Here is a 16517-nt window from a genome sequence, read left to right on the forward strand (position 1 = left end):
GCACGCTGGCGTTGCTGGGGCTGGGGGCCTTGGCGCTCTCGCGCCGCCGGCGCCGTGCCGCCTGACGGCTCGCTCGCAGGCGTGCTCAAGCAATCGGCAGCTCCTCGGTGTGCGCCGAGGAGCTGCTAGCTTGAGGTCTTGGAAGGCTCTGGGAGCATTGTGCTGGGCGGGAAAGGCGGCTGGGGTGGGTGAAGGGATTCGAACCCTCGGCCTTCAGAGCCACAGTCTGACGCTCTAACCAACTGAGCTACACCCACCGCGGCACATCCTGGCCAAGCCATCCGAACCCGGCCATAGCTTCTCGCCGGTCCTATCAGGCCAAGCCAATCAGCCAATGATTATAGCACGACGGTGCCGTCTTGGCAAGCCGTGGCGGGCTTCTCTTCTGCGCGGCCAGGGGCCGTGATGCAACTCTCGCTCTGACGTGCCGTTCCCCGCCAGCTCGCTGCCGCGGGACGCGGCTCACCTTCTCCAGGGCTCGCGCAGGGCCTCGGAGCGGAGGCGATTGGCCTGCTCGTCGCCGATGAACTCGTGCTTCTTCGGGTCGTAGGTGAGCTTGCGCTTCAGAAGCAGCGCGATGTTGACGGCGTGGCAGGCAATGTGCGAGTTGCAGGTGACGAAGTGGTTGGCCCGCGGCAGGCCGCGGGACTTCACGCAGTCGAAGAAGTCGCGAATGTGGCTGTCGGCGGGGTAGCCGCCGGTCTTCTGGCCGCGGGCGGCGAGCCATTCGGGGTTGCTGACGTTGATCTCGCCGCTGTCGCCTACCTCGACCCAGCCTTTGTCGCCCTCGGCCCGCATGGGACACGAGCCGACGTTGGGCATCCAGCCGCCGTTGCGCACGATCAGCTTCACGCCGTCGGCGTAGACGGCGGTCGTCTGGTCGCCTTGGGGCGGGTGGTATTCGACGGGCACCGTGTCGTCGCTCTGCTTCGCCCACTGGCAGAGGTCCACGCAGTGCGAGCCCCACGGGAGGATGCCTGCGCCCACGAGGCCGCCGCCCTCCTCGAAGCAGGACCAGCCCGAACGCAGGAGCCCACGGTTGAACGGCCGCCAGGCCGCCGTGCCGAGGTAGAGGTCCCAGTCCACCTCTTCCTTGGATGGCTCGGGCTCGGCGGGCGCCCAGCCGCTCATGCCCACGGTCATGCCGCCGGGGTGGGCGTAGAGGGTGTGGAGCTTGCCCAGCTTGCCGCTGTGGATGATGTTCATGGCGTACATGAAATGGGCGACGCTGCGGCGCTGCATGCCGCCCTGGAAGACGCGGGCGGTGCGCTGGAAGGTCGCAGCCAGCTCCAGGCTCTCCGCGATGGTCTTCGTAGTGGGCTTTTCGGCGTAGGCGTCCTTGCCCGCTCTGGCGGCCAGGATGGCCCCGAAGCCGTGCCAGTTGCAGCCCGTGGCGATCAGCACCGCGTCAATGTCGGGGCGGGCGAACATCTCGCGGAAGTCCACGTAGGCGGCGCACTGGTCGTCGCCGTTCCGCGCGTCCACCATCTTCTTGGCGCGCTCGCGGCGCTCGCGCTGCACGTCGCACACGGCCACGCAGCGCACGTCGGGCTCGCGGAGCATGCAGCCGAAGTCGTAGGAGCCGCGTCCGCCGATGCCCATGGCGCCCAGGATGATTCTGTCGCTGGGGGCCACCTGGCCGTCCTTGCCCAGCGCCGCCGATGCCACGATATGCGGCGCGGCTGGGGCGGCCCCGAGGGCGATGAGTGCGCGCCGGAGGAACTGCCGGCGGAGGATGCCCGGCGTTTGTGACATGGCAGGCTCCTTTCTGTATCCCGGTCGGCCCTGGGCCGGACGCTGCCGCGACACTCCAAACGTAGCGTGATGGCTCGCGCTTGTCAAGCCGCGCGCGGCCGCCGGGGTTGGGAACCGTTGGCAGCCGCGGGGAAGGAAGGGCTTGATGGGTTCCGTGCCGTGTATTAGAATGGCGCGTGGCCGGCCATACGATCGCCAGGTTGGACCCAGCGGATGAAGCGAACAGGGAAGTCCAGGCCCGCTGCCCGTCGGCCCTCCCGAGCTGACCTGGAGGGCAAGGTCCCGGCCTTGCGCGAGCCGCTCGCCGCCGCGGCCGATGAGCGGGAACCGGCGACGATGCGCGCCGCCCTGCGCGAGCTGGAGCGCTGGCGCGGGCGCTGCGCCGCGCTCTACGACGCGGCGCCCGTGGGCTACGTCACGCTCGACGGCGAGGGCCTCATCCAGGCCGTCAACCCCCTGGCGGCCCGGCTCCTGGGGGTCGAGCGCGCGGCGGCCCTCCAACGCCCGCTGTTCGACTGGGTGGCCAGGGACGACCGCCCGAAGGCGCGGCGCTGGCTCCAGCGGTTGCGCGCGCGCGGAGAGGCCCGCGTCGAGCTCGCGCTGGCTCCCGCGCAGGCGCCCGTAGTGCCCGTCAGCCTCGCCGGCCGCCGCGTCGAGGGCAGGAGACGCGGCTCCTTCGAGATTCTCGCGGCCGTCGAGAGCATCGCGGAGCGCCGGCGGGCCGAGGAGGCCAGCCGCTGGTTCGCCCAGTTCCCCGAGGAGAACCCGAACCCCGTGTTGCGGGTGGCGGCGTCGGGCGCTGAGCTGCTCTATGCCAACGCCAGGGCGCGCGCCCTCCTGCCGCGTCTGGGCGCGACCGAGGACGAGCCGGTGCCCCCCGCCCTGCGCGCGCTGGCCGCCGAGGCCCTGCGCGGGGAGAGCGTCGTCGAGCAGGAAGTGGCCGATGGCGACGGCCGCGTCTACTGGTTCGCCGCCATCCGGCCGCGCCGCGAAGCCTATGTCAACCTCTACGCCCTCGACATCACCGCGCGCGCGCGGGCCGAGGCCGCCCTGCGCGCGAGCGAGGAGCGGCTGCGCTCCCAGGTGGAGCATATGCCAATCGCCTGCATTCTGCACGACAGCGAGGGCCGCTTCACCGGCTGGAACCCTGCGGCGGAACAGCTCTTCGGCTATTCGGCCAGCGAGGCCCTGGGCAAACACCCGTGCGACCTCATCGTCCCCCCTCAGACACGCGACCACGTTCGGGACGTCCTCCGCCGGGTGGCGGCCGGGGAGGCCGAGGCCCGGAATGTGAACGAGAACGTGACCAAGGACGGGCGCACGATCCTCTGCCGCTGGACCAACACCCCGATCCGCGACGCCCAGGGGCGCGTGGTGGGCCACCTTGCGATGGCCGAGGACGTCACCGAGCGCGTGCGCACCCGGCAGGCTCTTCTCCAGAGCCAGGACGACATGGACCGCGCGCAGGCCGTGGCCCACACGGGGAGCTGGCGGCTCGATGTTCAGAACAACGTGCTCCTGTGGTCCGAGGAGAGCTGGCGCATCTTCGGCTTGCCCAAGGGCACGCCGCTCACCTACGAAACGTTTCTGAGCACAGTGCACCCCGACGACCGGGCGTACGTGGACGAGCGCTGGCAGGCCGCGCTTCGCGGCGAGCCCTATGACCTGGAGCATCGCATCGTCGTGGGCAGCACGGTGAAGTGGGTCCGCGAGAAGGCCTACCTCGAGTTCGACCCCGACGGAGCGCTCCGCGGCGGCTTCGGGATCACGCAGGACATCACGGCGCGCAAGGCCATGGAGGAGGAGCTACGGCACGCCCGCGACCAGATGGAGCTGCGGGTATGGCAACGCACCGCCGAGCTGGCCGAGACCGTGCGCCAGCTCGAGGCGGAGAAGGCCGCCACCGAGCGTGCGGCCGCGCGCGCCGAGGTCACGGCCCGGCTCCTGCGGCTCTTCGCCGAGAAGACCGCGCGACGCGATTACCTGGAGGCCTCCGTGGCCCTGCTGCACGACTGGAGCGGGTGCCGCTGCGTGGGCATCCGCGTGCTGCGCGAGGACGGCGGCCTGCCCTACGAGGCCCAGGTGGGCTTCAGCGCCGACTTCCTGAGACGGGAGATGGAGCTGAACGCGGCAAACACCGCCTGCGTCTGCGTGCGCGTGGCCACCAACGCGCCCGAGCCGCAGGACGAGCCGGCGCTCACCCCCGGCGGCTCGTTCGCGTGTGCGGACACCCCCTCGTTCGTCGCGGGGCTGGCGCCGACGGACCTGCCGCGCTACCGCGGCGTGTGCGTGCGCGTGGGCTTCCGCACACTGGCGGTCGTGCCGATCCGCTACCGCGGCCGCTCGCTCGGGGCCATTCACCTGGCCGATGAGCGGCCGGGCATGCTTTCGCAGGAGGACATCGAATTCCTCGAGTCGCGCGCCCTGCTCATCGGCGAAGCGCTCCACCGGTTCTCCCTCGAAGAGGAGGTTCTCGCCATCAGCGAGGAGGAGCGCCGCCGCGTGGGCCAGGAACTGCACGACACCCTGGGGCAGCAGCTCACCGGGGTGGCGTACCTGGTGGACCTGTTGGAGGACTCGCTGGCCAGCCGCTCGCTGCCCGAGGCGTCCGATGTCTTGACTGTGCGCAAGCAGCTCGGCGAATCGATCGCGCGCGTGCGCGACCTCTCGCACGGCCTGTATCCTGTGCGCCTGGTCGCCGGAGGGCTGGCGGCCGCCCTGGCCGAGCTGGCCGAAGGGGTGCGGACGCGCCGCGGCGTGGCCTGCGTGCTCGAGTGCGACGAAGGCGTGGCGGCGGCCGACGAGCGCGCCGCCATCCACCTCTACCGCATCGCCCAGGAGGCGGTGACGAACGCCCTCAAACACGCCCAGGCCCAGCGCATCACGCTCCGGCTGCGCCAGGATGCGGAGGGCCTCTGCCTCGAGATCGCCGACGACGGCGTAGGCCTGCCCCGCGACGCCCTGAGCCGCAAGGGGCTGGGCCTCCACATCATGCAGTACCGGGCCGAGAACCTCGGAGGGCGGTTCGAGGCCCTGGCGCCCCCCGGCGGCGGCACGCTGATCCGCTGCTCAGCCGTGGGCCAGCCGAAGGCCAGGGGAGAGGAGATGGCCCCGTGACCAAGAGAGACGACAACCAACCTGCGCCAGCCAAGGCCTCGGTGTTGGTCGTGGACGACCATCCCGTGATCCGCGAGGGGCTGGCCACGCTCATCGGCCGGCAGGCCGACATGGTGGTGTGCGCCGAGGCCGACAACCCGCACGACGCGCTGGCCGCGGCGGCCGAGCACGAGCCCCGGCTCGCCGTTGTGGACATCTCGCTCGGCGGCGCCGACGGCCTGGACCTCGTGCGCGACCTCAAGACCCGGCAGCCCAAGATGGATATCCTGGTGCTCTCGATGCACGACGAGACGGTCTATGCCGAGCGCGCCCTGCGGGCCGGCGCCAGCGGCTACGTGATGAAGGAGGAGCGCCTGCCGGTCGTCGTGCAGGCCCTTCGCAGCGTGCTCCAGGGCGAGGTCTACCTGAGCGAGAAGATGACCGCGCGGCTCGTGCGGCGCGTGGCAGGCCGCGCCGAGGCCGCCCTGCCCGTCGCGGCCCTCAGCGACCGCGAACTCCAGATCCTCGCCCTCCTCGGCGAGGGCCTGGGGCCCACCCAGATCGCCGAGCGACTTCACATCAGCCCCAAGACCGTCGAGACCCATCGCGCCCGCGTCAGGGACAAGCTCCGCCTCGAGTCCGCCACCGAGCTCCGACGCTATGCCATCGAGTGGGTGAGAGAGCGGGGCGGCTGCTGACCGCCGCGGGCCCCTGCCCGGAACCGACCCGGGAGAACGGGGGCGCGCGGGCCCCGCATCGCGGCCGGAACGGGAACGCGGCATGTGGCCGGTGCCGGCCTCCGCCCAGAGGCACGCCCAACGCCCGCCTTGGCTGTAGGGCATTCTCCCTACAGCACTTCCAGCATCTCTGCGGACTCCAGAAGCAGTGTTCCGTCGGATTGTGGCCCCTGCCTCCGAGGCGTAACCTGTGTGAAGATGGTCCGAGACCTGATCGCCTCATGAGGGCGCTGGGGGCAAGCGATGGACGAGTGGTTCTGGTGTCCGTGTTGTCAGCGGGCGTTCCAGGCTCGGACTCCCGCGCGGATCGCCCAGGGCCGCGCAGGGCTGCTTGCGGCGGCGCCTGTGGACTGCCCGTATGACGACTGCGGCGCCGCCGCGCGCTGGGTGATGACATGGGCGGCTCTCCGCCAGTGGGCCGCCTCGAGCGGCGGGGAACTGCCGACCGTGCCTGCACCGGGGGTGGAGTACCCTGTCCCATCGCGGACCGCGCGGGAGACTTGTGCGTGACGCACCAGGCGTGGGATGGGGCGGGAGAATCGGGATGGCCAGTATCCTGATCATCGAAGACGACCGGTACCAACGCCTCCTTCTCGAGGAGGAACTGGCCAGCGACGGCCATTTCACCTTCTCGGCCTCCAGCGGCCACGAGGCCCTCGAACGGATGAAGGCCTCGGCACCCGACCTGGTGGTCCTCGACATCGGGCTGCCCGGCATGGACGGCATCGAGCTGCTGGGCAAGCTGCTGGCCCTCAACCACGAACTGCCTGTGGTGATCCACACGGCCTACGAGGGCTACCGGGGCAACCTCATGGCGTGGGTCGCCGACGCCTACGTGCTGAAGCAATCCGACCTCGCCCCACTGAAGCAGGCGGTCCGCAGGGTGCTGGACTCGCGTCGGATGACCCGGCCCAACGTCGCCCCCTCGAAGAGCCCGTGGCCGCTTGTGCCCTCTTCCCACTGCGAGACGCCCCATCTTGGAGGAGACGCTGTATGAGCCCCAGCGCGCTGTCGGCACACCGGCTGGACCGGGCCATGAAATGGCTCCCGTGCCTCAGTTGTGGCAGGCAGATGTGGACGGACCGCTGCCACCGCATCTGTAAGAAATGCCGCCGGCGGCACAACGCCTCGCCCGACAAGCCCGCCCATCACGTCTCGCTGCCGAGGGAGTGGTGCGCAGTGGACGGCGCTGCCCACCGCACGGTGTTCGACTATTGAGCGGCCGGTGGCCTGCGGAAGCCCTCCGGGGGCATGCGAAAGGAGGCCGACAATGAGAGCCGTGATTGACGAGGGCCTGTGCACCGCGTGCGGCACCTGCCCCGAAGTGTGCCCCGAAGTCTTCGAACTGCCCGATGATGCAGAGGTCGCCCGGGTCAAGGTGGACGTGGTTCCGCCGGAGCTCGAGCCGAAGTGCCGCCAGGCCGCCGAGGAGTGCCCGGTCAGCGCGATCTCCATCCAGGAATAGCCGCGCGGGAGGGCCACGGACCCTGCCGTTCCTGCCCGCGCTTGCGCAAAGGAGGCCCCTTCGATGGCAGAAGAGAAGCTGGATTTGTTCGCCCAGGTGAATGCGCCCGCCAACCTGGAGGCGCTGACCGACCTGGAGAAGAAGCACGTGCCCGTCATCACGGCGCCAGACGCCGTGAAGTCTGGGGAGTGCTTCGAGGTGATCGTGGAGGTGGGCAAGCTGCTCGCCCACCCCAACGAGCTGGCCCATTTCATCGAGTTCATCGAGCTGTACGCCGGCCACGTCTACCTGGCGCGGATGGACTTCACTGCCAAGCAGACCTGCCCCATCATGCGGGTGTGTGTGGCCCTGCCCAAGGACCTCGGCCCGCTGCGCGCCTTCGAGCGCTGCAACCTCCACGGCGTGTGGACGGCGTCCAAGCCGATCGCTGTCCGCTAGAAGCCTGGCCGGGAATCCCCGGGGAGCGAGATCGCCGGCGCCTGCGCAACGGAGGCGAGGCGCGCCCCATGGGTCCGGGCTCGACCGCCGGGAGGAGGCTGTCCGCGTCCGCACGCATTCTTGAAACCGAAGTCGGCCAGTGATATGATCCCGGCGTGACGGGCAAGACGCTGCCCGATGGGGGCGCGGCCGCGGGCCTGCGTGCTCGCGGGGCCGGGGCCGCATGGGCCCCCTCGCAGGCATCCGTGAGTGTATGCCGCCGAGCAGAGATTCCTGTCGAGGAGTGCATGGTGCAAACGAAACGCATGGTGCGGCCGGGGTTCGTTCCGTGGACCATATTCGGCGCGGCCTGCCTGTGCGCGTGGGCCCGTGCCGCAGAGGGCGACGAGTACTACTCCACCGAGCCGATCTACAGCTCACGCCCGAACCCCAGCCGCGAGGTGCCCTTCGGCTATGTCGGCGTGACAGGGGTGATGGCGCGAATCTACCCGGGCGTGATCGTCAAGGTCGAGAGCACCGTGCCCGGCTCGCCTGCCGACGGCAAGTTCAAGAAGGGCGAAGTCATCACGGGGATCAACGGCGTCGCGCTGAAGGGCCTGAACCCCTTCGTCGCGCTGGGCGACGCGCTCACGCGAGCCGAGGCGACCGATGGCCGGATGATCTTCGACGTCGCCTCCGCCGATGGCAAGTCGCAGAGGAAGGAAACCGTTCGTATCCCCGTGCTGGGCCCCTACAGCAAGACCTGGCCGCTCGCGTGCGCCAAGTCGAAGAAGATCGTCGAGCAGGCGGCGGAGTTCTACGCCGACCGCAGCAAGTTTGGAGCCAGGTACGACGAGCGCGGCATCCCGGCGGCGCTGGCCTGCCTGTTCCTGCTCTCGACCGGCGACGACAAGTACCTGCCCGCCGTCCAGGCGTACTTCGCCGGTTTCCCGAAGGACGTGGCGAGGATCGGCGACCACACCTGGAACAACGGCTACAATGGCATCGCGTGCGGCGAGTACTACCTGCGCACGGGCGACAAGGCGGTGCTGCCGATCTTGCAGTACTATTGCGACGACGCGAAGCGCCGCCAGAAGTGGGGTTGCGGCTGGGTGCACTGGGGCATGGGCGTGAGCCCCGGCTATGTCGCCGGCGGCCTGATGAATCCGGCCGGCGCCCAGCTCCTGACCACGCTGCTCCTGGGCAAGGAGTGCGGCGTGAACGTGGACGACGAGACGCTGCTCGGCGCGCTGCGCTTCTTCTGGCGCTTCGCCGGCCGCGGCACCGTGCCCTACGGCGATCACCGCGGCGAGGGCGGCCTGGGCTCCAACGGCAAGGACGGCATGATCGCCGCCGCCATGCAGATCGCCGCGGGCTCGCAGGGCGATGTCGCCATCTACGAGGAGGCCCGCCAGTATCTCGCCATGTCCATGCTCACCAGCTACCCCGTGCTCGTGATGGGGCACGGCGACGACGGCCGCGGCGACGGCATCTGGCGCAGCATCGTCACGTCCTACATGCTGCGCGACCGCCCCGCGCAGTATCGCGAAGCCATGGACCGCCTCACCTGGTGGCACGACCTGAGCCGCGAGCCGGGCGGGAGCATCGGCATCGCGACGCTCGCGTGGGAGAACGGGGTCATCGGCTCGTCCGGCCCCGGCATCGGCCTGTCCTACACGGCGCCCCTGAGAACGCTGCGCATCACCGGCGCGCCCCGCACGAAGCACTCGAAGGACTACACGCTGCCCGCGCACCTCTGGGGCACGAAGGCCGACCGGGCCTTCCTCTCGATTGACCACAACCCCAAGTACTACAACTACGGGCCCGATGAGCCCACCCACATTCCCTTCTGGGCGCTCGGGAGCGCATACCACCGGCCCCAGACGGACCTCGAGAAGGTGCCCCGCGAGGTGATGCTCAAGAACGCCTATCACAGGAACTACATGATCCGCACGCAGGCGGCCAAGGCGCTCCGCGCGGTAGGCGCGCTCGGCGAGCTCGAGAAGCTCCTGCGCGACCCCGACCCGCGCGTGCGCCGCGCCGGGCTCGACGGCCTGACCGACTACAACTACTGGTTCGTCTACGGCCGAAACCCCATCTCCGCCGAGCAGTTCTCCCCAGCGATGCTCGAGGCCATCAGGAAGATGCTCTCCGACCACCAGGAATCATGGTGGGTCGTGGACGGCGCGCTGCTGGCGCTGAAGTTCGCCCCCGCGAAGGAGATCGAGGCGCTCAAGCCGCTCATCCTGCCCTGGACCAAGCACTCGGACTGGTGGCTCCGCGAGTCCTCCTTCATGGCCCTCTCGGGGCTCGAGAAGGACGACGCTCTTTACCTGGAGACCGTACCGACCCTGCTAAAGGTGCTGGCCGACGAGTACCACACCCAGCCGCGCGCGCGGATGCTCAGCCACCTGGAGGGCGTCCTGAAGGCCAAGAAGGAGACGAGCCCGGCGGGCAAGCGGATCGTGGCGGGGCTCCGCGACGCCGTCCAGACGAGCGAGATCAAACCCGGCATCCGGTCGCCCGAAGGCGCCTATAACGTCGCCCAAGCGGCCAACGTGTGCCTCCAGAACGACCCGACGCTCGCCGTCACCCTCGCACGCATGTTCCAGCAGCGCTTCGACCTGCTCGCCACGGGCGATCTCATCCGGTTCGTGGCGGCGCCGAACTCGAATCCCGAGGGCAAGCCCTACGGCCTCTACACCGTGCTCGACAAGCTCCCTGCCCAACTGCGCGAAGAGCTCACCGACGTTCTGTTCAACGTGTATCGCCCTGAGCTCATCCGGCGCATGGTTGCCGAAGACGCCAGCAAGGACCAGCCCCTCGTGGACACAATCATTGACCTGGCGAAGCTCCGCAAGCCCATCGCCGGCTGGCGCCCCGTAGGCACCCCCAGGCCCGAGGAGCGCGTCTGGCGCTTCACCTCGTTCGACCCGCAGGCCGAGAAAGACAAGATGCATCCGCGCGAGAAGAAGCGCTTCCGCAACATCCAACTGCCCAAGGAACTGGAGGGCTGGTTCAAGGCCGACTACGACGACAGCCGGTGGCCGAAGGGCCGCGCGCCCATCGGCGTCGGCGTCTTCAAGAGGGGCCAGACGTCGTTCAAGAACAACTCCGATTGGGGCAGCGGCGAGTTCCTCGTGATGCGGACCACGTTCGAACTGGACGCGGTGGACTGCGACTCGTACCGCCTGAGCATCCTGGCGCGGCAGGGCTTCGACGTGTACCTGAACGGCCACAAGATCGAGACTTACATCTGGTGGAAGGACCAGCCGCACTACCGCCCCATCGTGCTGGACGCAGGCCAGATCCGGCATCTGAAGAAGGGCACCAACGTGCTGGCCGCCTATGCCAACGTCGAGTATGAAGGCAAGACGCACGAGCCTGTGGGGCAGATGGACCTGTTCATCGAAGGCCTGAAAATGTCGGACCTCAAGTAGCGCCCTTCCATGCCGCGCATCGGTTCGTCGCGGGCGCGCGACCGGTCCTCTGCTGCGCGGGGGCGGCCCCCGACGGGGCATGCAATACAAGAATCCATGCAAGAACCCACGCCGGCGGCGTGGCCGGCGTCGGCGCAACAGATGCCAGGAGCATGATGGGCAGGCCCCCCTTCGTACCGCGAGTCGCGGCGGGGCAAGCCTATCCTGGACCATCAAGAACCGTGGCATCGGCGACGCAAGTCGTCGAGCTGCCCTGGCTTTCCACCCTGGCGCGCCCGGAGGGACTCGAACCCCCAACCGTAGGCTTCGAAGGCCTCCACTCTGTCCAATTGAGCTACGGGCGCACAGGCCCGGCGGTTCGGGCCGCCGGGCCGCTTCGGCTTCGTGGAGCCGAAGCGAAATGTCGGCTAGCGGGCCGGCTTCTGGGGCGCAACGGGCCGAGGCTCCAACTCGATGACGCCGAACGCGTTCTCGTAGCATTGGATGGCCTGCGACAGGGCGATGGCCAGACGCTTCGCGGCCGGCACGCCCATGATGATCCGGTTGCTCACCGTCATGTTGGCCTCGCGCTGCTCGGCGGCGCCGCCCACCAGCGTGAGCCCGAAGTCCAGGATCATCTCCTCGCGCGTGCTGAGGAGCAGGCACATGTTGGCGTAGGAGGTCTTGACGTCCTGGCCACGGATGTGCAGAGTCGTGCCTCCCGGGGTCTGCTGGGTTTCGCCGCCAGCCGTGTTGGGCTTCGCCTCCGGCATGCTGGAGCCTCCTTCGGGCGTCGAGGGCCGTGAATCGTGTCCTCCACAACAGAGTATCGTAACAGGGCGCGGCCCGAGAGTCAAACCCCGCGTCGGCCTGCTTGACAGCCGCGCCCCAGGCGTGGAGAATGCCCAGGGGAGACCTGGAGCCATGATGGGGACGGATGCCGACGAGCGCGCGGGCGCGCGGGCGCGCGTGCCTCGGCGCTACCGCCGAGTGGTGCGGCGCGTGGCCGAGCACGAGGCGCGCCTGCGCGCGCTGAGCCCGGACGAGCTGCGCGGCCTGGCGCGCGCCTGGCGGGCCAGGTTCCGCACCGGGGCCTCGCTCGAGGCGCTGCTGCCCGAGGTCTTCGCCGCCGTGCGCGAGTGCGCCCGCCGCACCATCGGCCTGCGGCACTTCGACGTGCAGATCGTCGGCGGCTGGCTGCTCCACCGCGGCCGTGTGGTGGAGATGCAGACCGGCGAGGGCAAGACCCTGGTGGCCACGCTCCCCGCCGCGCTCAACGCCATCCCAGGCAAAGGCGTGCACGTGGTGACGGTGAACGACTACCTGGCCAGCCGCGACCGCGACTGGATGGCCCCCGTCTACGAGGGCCTGGGCTTCACCGTCGGCTGCATCCAGACCGGCCTGTCGCAGGAGCAACGCCGCGCCGCCTACGCCTGCGACATCACCTATGGCACCAACAAGGAGTTCGGCTTCGACTTCCTGCGCGACCAGGTGCGCCGCCGCGCCGTGGCGCGTGGCCTGGGCGACGTGTTGCGGCGGTGGGACATCGAGCACGGCGACCTGGCCCGCACCCTGGGCTACGCCCAGCGCGGCCACGCCTATGCCATCGTGGACGAGGTGGACAGCGTGCTGATCGACGAGGCCCGGGTGCCGCTGATCCTGTCGGACGCGGCGGGCCAGCCCAGCCCCTTCGCCGCCGCCTATCGTTGGGCCGACGAGGTGGCGCGCCGGATGCGCCCGCTCGAGGACTTCACCTTCGCCCTCAAGGAGCAGAAGGTGGAGCTGACTCAGACGGGCCGCCAGCGGGTGCGCGACCTCGTCGGCCTCCTCGGCGCCGCGCCGCCGGCCGACCGCCCCGTCCACGTGCTCATCGAGCAGGCCATCCGCGCCCACCGCCTCTTCACGCGCGACCGCGAGTACCTGCTCCAGGACGACAAGGTGGTGATCGTGGACGAGTTCACCGGGCGCGTGCTGCCCGACCGCAACTGGCAGCTCGGCCTCCACCAGGCCATCCAGGCCAAGGAGGGGCTGCCCATCACCGACGAGACGCACACCCTCGCCACCGTGACCTACCAGCGCTACTTCCGCCTCTACAGGAAGCTGGCCGGCATGACCGGCACCGCCATAGACGCCCGCCGCGAGTTCCGCCGCGTCTACGGCCTGCGCGTGGCCCGCGTGCCCACGAACCGCCCGCTCCGCCGCATCGTGATGCCCGACGTCGTGTTCCGCTCGCGCCACGAGCGCCTGCGCGGCGTCCTCGCGCGCATCCAGGAGCTCCACGCCCGGGGCCGCCCCGTGCTCGTGGGCACGCGCAGCGTGGACAAGAGCGAGGAGCTCAGCCGCGCCCTCGAGCGGCTGGGCATCGCGCACTCCGTGCTCAACGCCAAGAAGCACGCCGAGGAGGCCGCCATCGTGGCCCAGGCCGGCCAGCGCGGCCAGGTGACGATCTGCACGAACATGGCCGGCCGCGGCACCGACATCGTGCTGGGCCCCGGCGTGGCCGAGCTGGGCGGCCTGCACGTGCTGGGCACCGAGCGCCACGACGCCAGCCGCATTGACCGCCAGCTCGGCGGGCGCGCCGGCCGCCAGGGCGACCCCGGCTCGTACCAGTTCATGGTTGCCCTCGACGACGACCTCGTGCGCCGCCGCTACCGACGGCTGACGCTCTGGCTGCGGCGGCTCACGCGGCGCCGCCGCGGGCGCGGCTCCCGCTCGTTCGTCCTCCGCTGGCTGTTCTCGTTCGCGCAGGCGCGCGTCGAGCACGACCACCTGATGGCCCGCGTGGCGCTCATGGACCGCGACAAGTGGCTCGACGACGTGCACGACCTGTTCGGCGTGAGCCCGCACGCCTGACGCCGCCCAGGCAGGGCTGATTTATCATTATATGACACTGATAAGTGTATAATCTGCAAAGGCTTATGGCTTCACGCCGAAAAACCGCGTAGAATCGCCTGTACGGCGTTCCGGCAACTTCATTGGGCTCCTGATACCTTCGGGCCTCCGGGCTGACGCGTCCCCCCGACGTAAGGCCAGCGTAGCACGATACTTGCTGACTCGTGCCACAGAACCCGCGCTCACGCGCCGGAGGCCCCAAATCGCGTCCCAGCGGGCCGCCCCGCAATGGCTCTCGCGGGTGCCCGGCCCCCAGTCCCCGACAAGAGGCGCAACCCCGCCGAACCCCTGGGAAGAACATGCCGCTCGCAGGCGCCCCCTGTCCGCTCCTCGGCCCGAGGGGGGCAAAGGTGCGCTTTGGCGATCCGGGCCTCTCTGCGGGCTCTCCCGCCATACTTGCTCATTCCCAAGAGCGAGCAAGTATGGCGCTTTGGCGATCCGGGCGGCTCTACGGGCTCGCACGCCATACTTGCTCACTTTCCCTCTCTCCAGGTTGAGCAAGTATGGCGCTCGGCCCCCTCGGGCGGCTCGGGTCGGCGTGACGCGGATTCCTGGGCAGGCTTCTAGAGGAAGAACCGGGTGCGTAGGAGGCGAAGGACCTTGTAGTACCACTGATGGAGGAGGGGGGTGCGGGCGATCTGGAAACGCGCGAGCCCTGTGGTGCCCAGGGGCACCGGCGCGGCGTCGGCCGGCAGCTCGAGTTCGACCCGGAACCACGGCAGCAGCGTGCGGTCGCCCTGGGTGGCGCTGGGGTCGAGCAGCACCGGCCCGCCGCCCTTGTTCGTGAGCCCGCTGCTGGGCACCTCGTGGGTGGCCTGGGGCAGCACCTTGACGATGCGGCAGTCGAGCTCGCGCTCGGGGTTGCTCTGGAATCGCACGGCGACGCGCGGCTCGTGCAGGCGCTGCACGTCGGCGATGCCGGCCTGGTCCATCACCACCACCACCCTGGTGAAGGGCTCCTGGGCGATCAGGGCCAGCGGGTCGCCCACGTTGAGGAAGCGGCCGGGGGCGTTGGCGATGTCGGGCGCGATCAGGCGGCCGTCGCAGGGGGCCGTGAGGCGCAGGTCGTCCACGCGCTGGCGCAGCACGGCCAGGGTCTCCTCCAGTTCGCGGATGCGGGTGCGCTCCACCTGGGCGGCGGCCAGGTGGTTCTCGTTCTCGAAGCTGGCCAGGCGCACGCGGGCGATCTCGAGCTGCTTCTCGGCGCGCACGACGCCGAACCGCAGCTCCTCGTTGCGGCAGACGGCGAGGAGCTGCCCGCGCCGGACCAGTTCGCCGTCGCGGACGCAGACCTCCTCGACGAAGCCTCTCCAGCGGGCGCGCACCACGGCGCGCTCCTGCTCGGCCAGCGCGCAGGGCGAGTAGAGGTGTTGCGGCAGGGCCAGCGTGGCCAGCGGCAGCACCACGGCGGCCGTCACGCAGGCGAGGACGGCCGCGCAGCGCGCCCTGTGCGCCCGCGTCTCCTTCGCGAAGAGGAGGTAGTGGACCAGCTTGCCCAGGGGTACGATGCCCCACACGATGATGGCTCCCGCCGCGAGCACCAGGCCCAGCCCGAAGAGCACCGAGGCGATGAACAGGATGATGCCCACCACGATCACGATGCGGTAGCAGAACGAGGCGATGCCGTAGACCGCCAGCCACACCTTCTCGCGGGGGTCGTGGGTGGGCGGCTCCTGCTCGAGGCCCAGCAGGTAGCGCTTGCCCAGGTAGAGCAGGTATCGCCGCGAGTTGGTCCAGAGGTTGGGCAGCTCGGCCACGTCGGACAGGATGTAGTAGGCGTCGAAGCGCAGCAGCGGGTTGCCGTTGAAGAGCACCGAGGAGACGGAGGCGATGAAGATCGTGTTGTAGGCGATGCTGTGCACGGTGCCCGGGGCCGTGAGCAGCCAGACCCCGAGGGCGAGGGTGGCGATGAAGACCTCGGCCATCATGCCCACGGCGGCCACGAGCGCGCGCTGCACCTTGCTCTCGACGCCCCAGAGCCCCGTCACGTCCACGTACGCGCACGGGGTGAAGATGAGGAACATCACGCCCATCCGATGCACCTCGGCGCCGAAGTGCTTGGCCAGGTAGGCGTGGGCGAACTCGTGGAGGACCTTCAGCACGGCGAAGGTGACCCAGAGGAGCAGCAGGTTGTCGGGCGCCAGCACGCGCTCGGCCGGCTGCGCCAGGTCGCGGAGGTGGTAGAAGAAGAGGCCCAGCCCCGCCAGCACCACGGCCAGCCACACGAAGAAGAACGTGCGGCTGAAGAGCCAGCGCACATAGCGCACCGTGCGGGTGAGGAACTGCTCGGGGTCGTAGAGGGGAATCTGCGGGAAGAGGAAGTTCGAGAGGAGCTGCTTCGTGCGCTGCGAGCGGCGCTTCTTCACCTGCTTGTAGAGGGCCTCGAGCTTCGCGCTCTCGGCGGCCTGGAGCAGGTTGGCCGAGCGCAGCATCTGCACGAAGGCCACCACGTCCTGGAACGTGGGCGCCTCGGCCCCCATCTCGCGCTGGAGCTCCTGGTGAATCTCCCGCAGCGTGTGCCGGCCGTCCAGGAGCTTCACCACCCGGTGCTCGGTCGGCGCGAAGCGGAAGTACTGGAGCGACACGGGGTCCTGCGCCACGAACCACACCTGGCCGCGGTAGCGCTGGACGGTGACCTCGGCATGGGGGGAGAAGACGGGGCGCAGGCCGCCGAGCACCGGCTGCCCCTCGCGGAACTCGAGATCGTAGCGGGCGCTCTCCATCGGGCACTCGGAC

11 protein-coding genes and 2 tRNA genes are annotated in these 16517 nt (G+C 69.8%); 8 read left to right on the forward strand and 5 right to left on the reverse strand.

The annotated features are described in order from the left end of the window. Positions 1–180: 180 nt before the first annotated feature. Both PLE19_18855 and PLE19_18860 read right to left on the reverse strand, forming a co-directional pair. Positions 181–257 (reverse strand) — tRNA-His (locus tag PLE19_18855). A gap of 205 nt (positions 258–462) precedes the next feature. After that, positions 463–1755: a Gfo/Idh/MocA family oxidoreductase gene (locus tag PLE19_18860; GenBank protein ID HPD17013.1), complete on the reverse strand. Its 1293-nt coding sequence runs from the start codon at positions 1753–1755 to the stop codon at positions 463–465. Positions 1756–1968: 213 nt separating this feature from the next. Here PLE19_18860 and PLE19_18865 point away from each other — a divergent pair, with 213 nt between their 5' ends. The 7 genes from PLE19_18865 to PLE19_18895 all read left to right on the forward strand — a co-directional run bounded on the left by PLE19_18865 (position 1969) and on the right by PLE19_18895 (position 10910). Then, on the forward strand, positions 1969–4872 hold the full coding sequence (locus PLE19_18865) for a PAS domain S-box protein (protein HPD17014.1): 2904 nt from the start codon (positions 1969–1971) through the stop codon (positions 4870–4872). Continuing rightward, positions 4869–5549 carry a response regulator transcription factor gene (locus PLE19_18870; GenBank protein ID HPD17015.1) on the forward strand — a complete coding sequence of 227 codons (681 nt, stop codon included), beginning with the start codon at positions 4869–4871 and terminating at the stop codon, positions 5547–5549. The genes PLE19_18865 and PLE19_18870 overlap by 4 nt, the downstream gene beginning before the upstream one ends. A 583-nt stretch (positions 5550–6132) precedes the next feature. Continuing rightward, positions 6133–6585 (forward strand): response regulator, encoded by a 453-nt coding sequence (locus PLE19_18875; GenBank protein HPD17016.1) that lies wholly within the window; start codon positions 6133–6135, stop codon positions 6583–6585. Beyond that, positions 6582–6806 (forward strand): hypothetical protein, encoded by a 225-nt coding sequence (locus PLE19_18880; GenBank protein HPD17017.1) that lies wholly within the window; start codon positions 6582–6584, stop codon positions 6804–6806. The genes PLE19_18875 and PLE19_18880 overlap by 4 nt, the downstream gene beginning before the upstream one ends. Positions 6807–6858: 52 nt before the next feature. Then, positions 6859–7053: a ferredoxin gene (locus PLE19_18885; protein ID HPD17018.1), complete on the forward strand. Its 195-nt coding sequence runs from the start codon at positions 6859–6861 to the stop codon at positions 7051–7053. A gap of 63 nt (positions 7054–7116) precedes the next feature. Further along, a complete protein-coding gene (locus PLE19_18890) occupies positions 7117–7491 on the forward strand; it encodes a class II SORL domain-containing protein (GenBank protein HPD17019.1) in 375 nt (124 codons plus the stop codon). A 290-nt stretch (positions 7492–7781) separates the two neighbouring features. After that, complete coding sequence (locus PLE19_18895; protein HPD17020.1) at positions 7782–10910, forward strand: DUF6288 domain-containing protein; 3129 nt, start codon at positions 7782–7784, stop codon at positions 10908–10910. A 267-nt stretch (positions 10911–11177) separates the two neighbouring features. Here the strand turns inward: PLE19_18895 and PLE19_18900 are convergent. Continuing rightward, positions 11178–11254: transfer RNA gene (locus PLE19_18900), tRNA-Arg, on the reverse strand. Positions 11255–11317: 63 nt separating this feature from the next. After that, positions 11318–11662 (reverse strand): DUF3467 domain-containing protein, encoded by a 345-nt coding sequence (locus PLE19_18905; GenBank protein ID HPD17021.1) that lies wholly within the window; start codon positions 11660–11662, stop codon positions 11318–11320. A 151-nt stretch (positions 11663–11813) separates the two neighbouring features. Here PLE19_18905 and PLE19_18910 point away from each other — a divergent pair, with 151 nt between their 5' ends. Beyond that, positions 11814–13742: a preprotein translocase subunit SecA gene (locus tag PLE19_18910; GenBank protein ID HPD17022.1), complete on the forward strand. Its 1929-nt coding sequence runs from the start codon at positions 11814–11816 to the stop codon at positions 13740–13742. A 602-nt stretch (positions 13743–14344) separates the two neighbouring features. On the opposite strand, the gene PLE19_18915 is transcribed toward PLE19_18910, so the two are convergent. After that, positions 14345–16504, reverse strand: a complete 2160-nt coding sequence (locus PLE19_18915; GenBank protein ID HPD17023.1) for a PqqD family peptide modification chaperone — start codon at positions 16502–16504, stop codon at positions 14345–14347. Positions 16505–16517 lie beyond the last annotated feature (13 nt).

This window comes from Planctomycetota bacterium, assembly GCA_035384565.1.
Lineage (GTDB): Bacteria > Planctomycetota > PUPC01 > DSUN01 > DSUN01 > DAOOIT01.

Coding starts and splice junctions, on each gene's coding strand:
- PLE19_18915 (HPD17023.1), bottom strand. CDS start 16,504: ATGGAGAGCGCCCGCTACGATCTCGAGTTCCGCGAGGGGCAGCCGGTG.
- PLE19_18875 (HPD17016.1), top strand. CDS start 6,133: ATGGCCAGTATCCTGATCATCGAAGACGACCGGTACCAACGCCTCCTT.
- PLE19_18880 (HPD17017.1), top strand. CDS start 6,582: ATGAGCCCCAGCGCGCTGTCGGCACACCGGCTGGACCGGGCCATGAAA.
- PLE19_18890 (HPD17019.1), top strand. CDS start 7,117: ATGGCAGAAGAGAAGCTGGATTTGTTCGCCCAGGTGAATGCGCCCGCC.
- PLE19_18910 (HPD17022.1), top strand. CDS start 11,814: ATGATGGGGACGGATGCCGACGAGCGCGCGGGCGCGCGGGCGCGCGTG.
- PLE19_18860 (HPD17013.1), bottom strand. CDS start 1,755: ATGTCACAAACGCCGGGCATCCTCCGCCGGCAGTTCCTCCGGCGCGCA.
- PLE19_18865 (HPD17014.1), top strand. CDS start 1,969: ATGAAGCGAACAGGGAAGTCCAGGCCCGCTGCCCGTCGGCCCTCCCGA.
- PLE19_18885 (HPD17018.1), top strand. CDS start 6,859: ATGAGAGCCGTGATTGACGAGGGCCTGTGCACCGCGTGCGGCACCTGC.
- PLE19_18905 (HPD17021.1), bottom strand. CDS start 11,662: ATGCCGGAGGCGAAGCCCAACACGGCTGGCGGCGAAACCCAGCAGACC.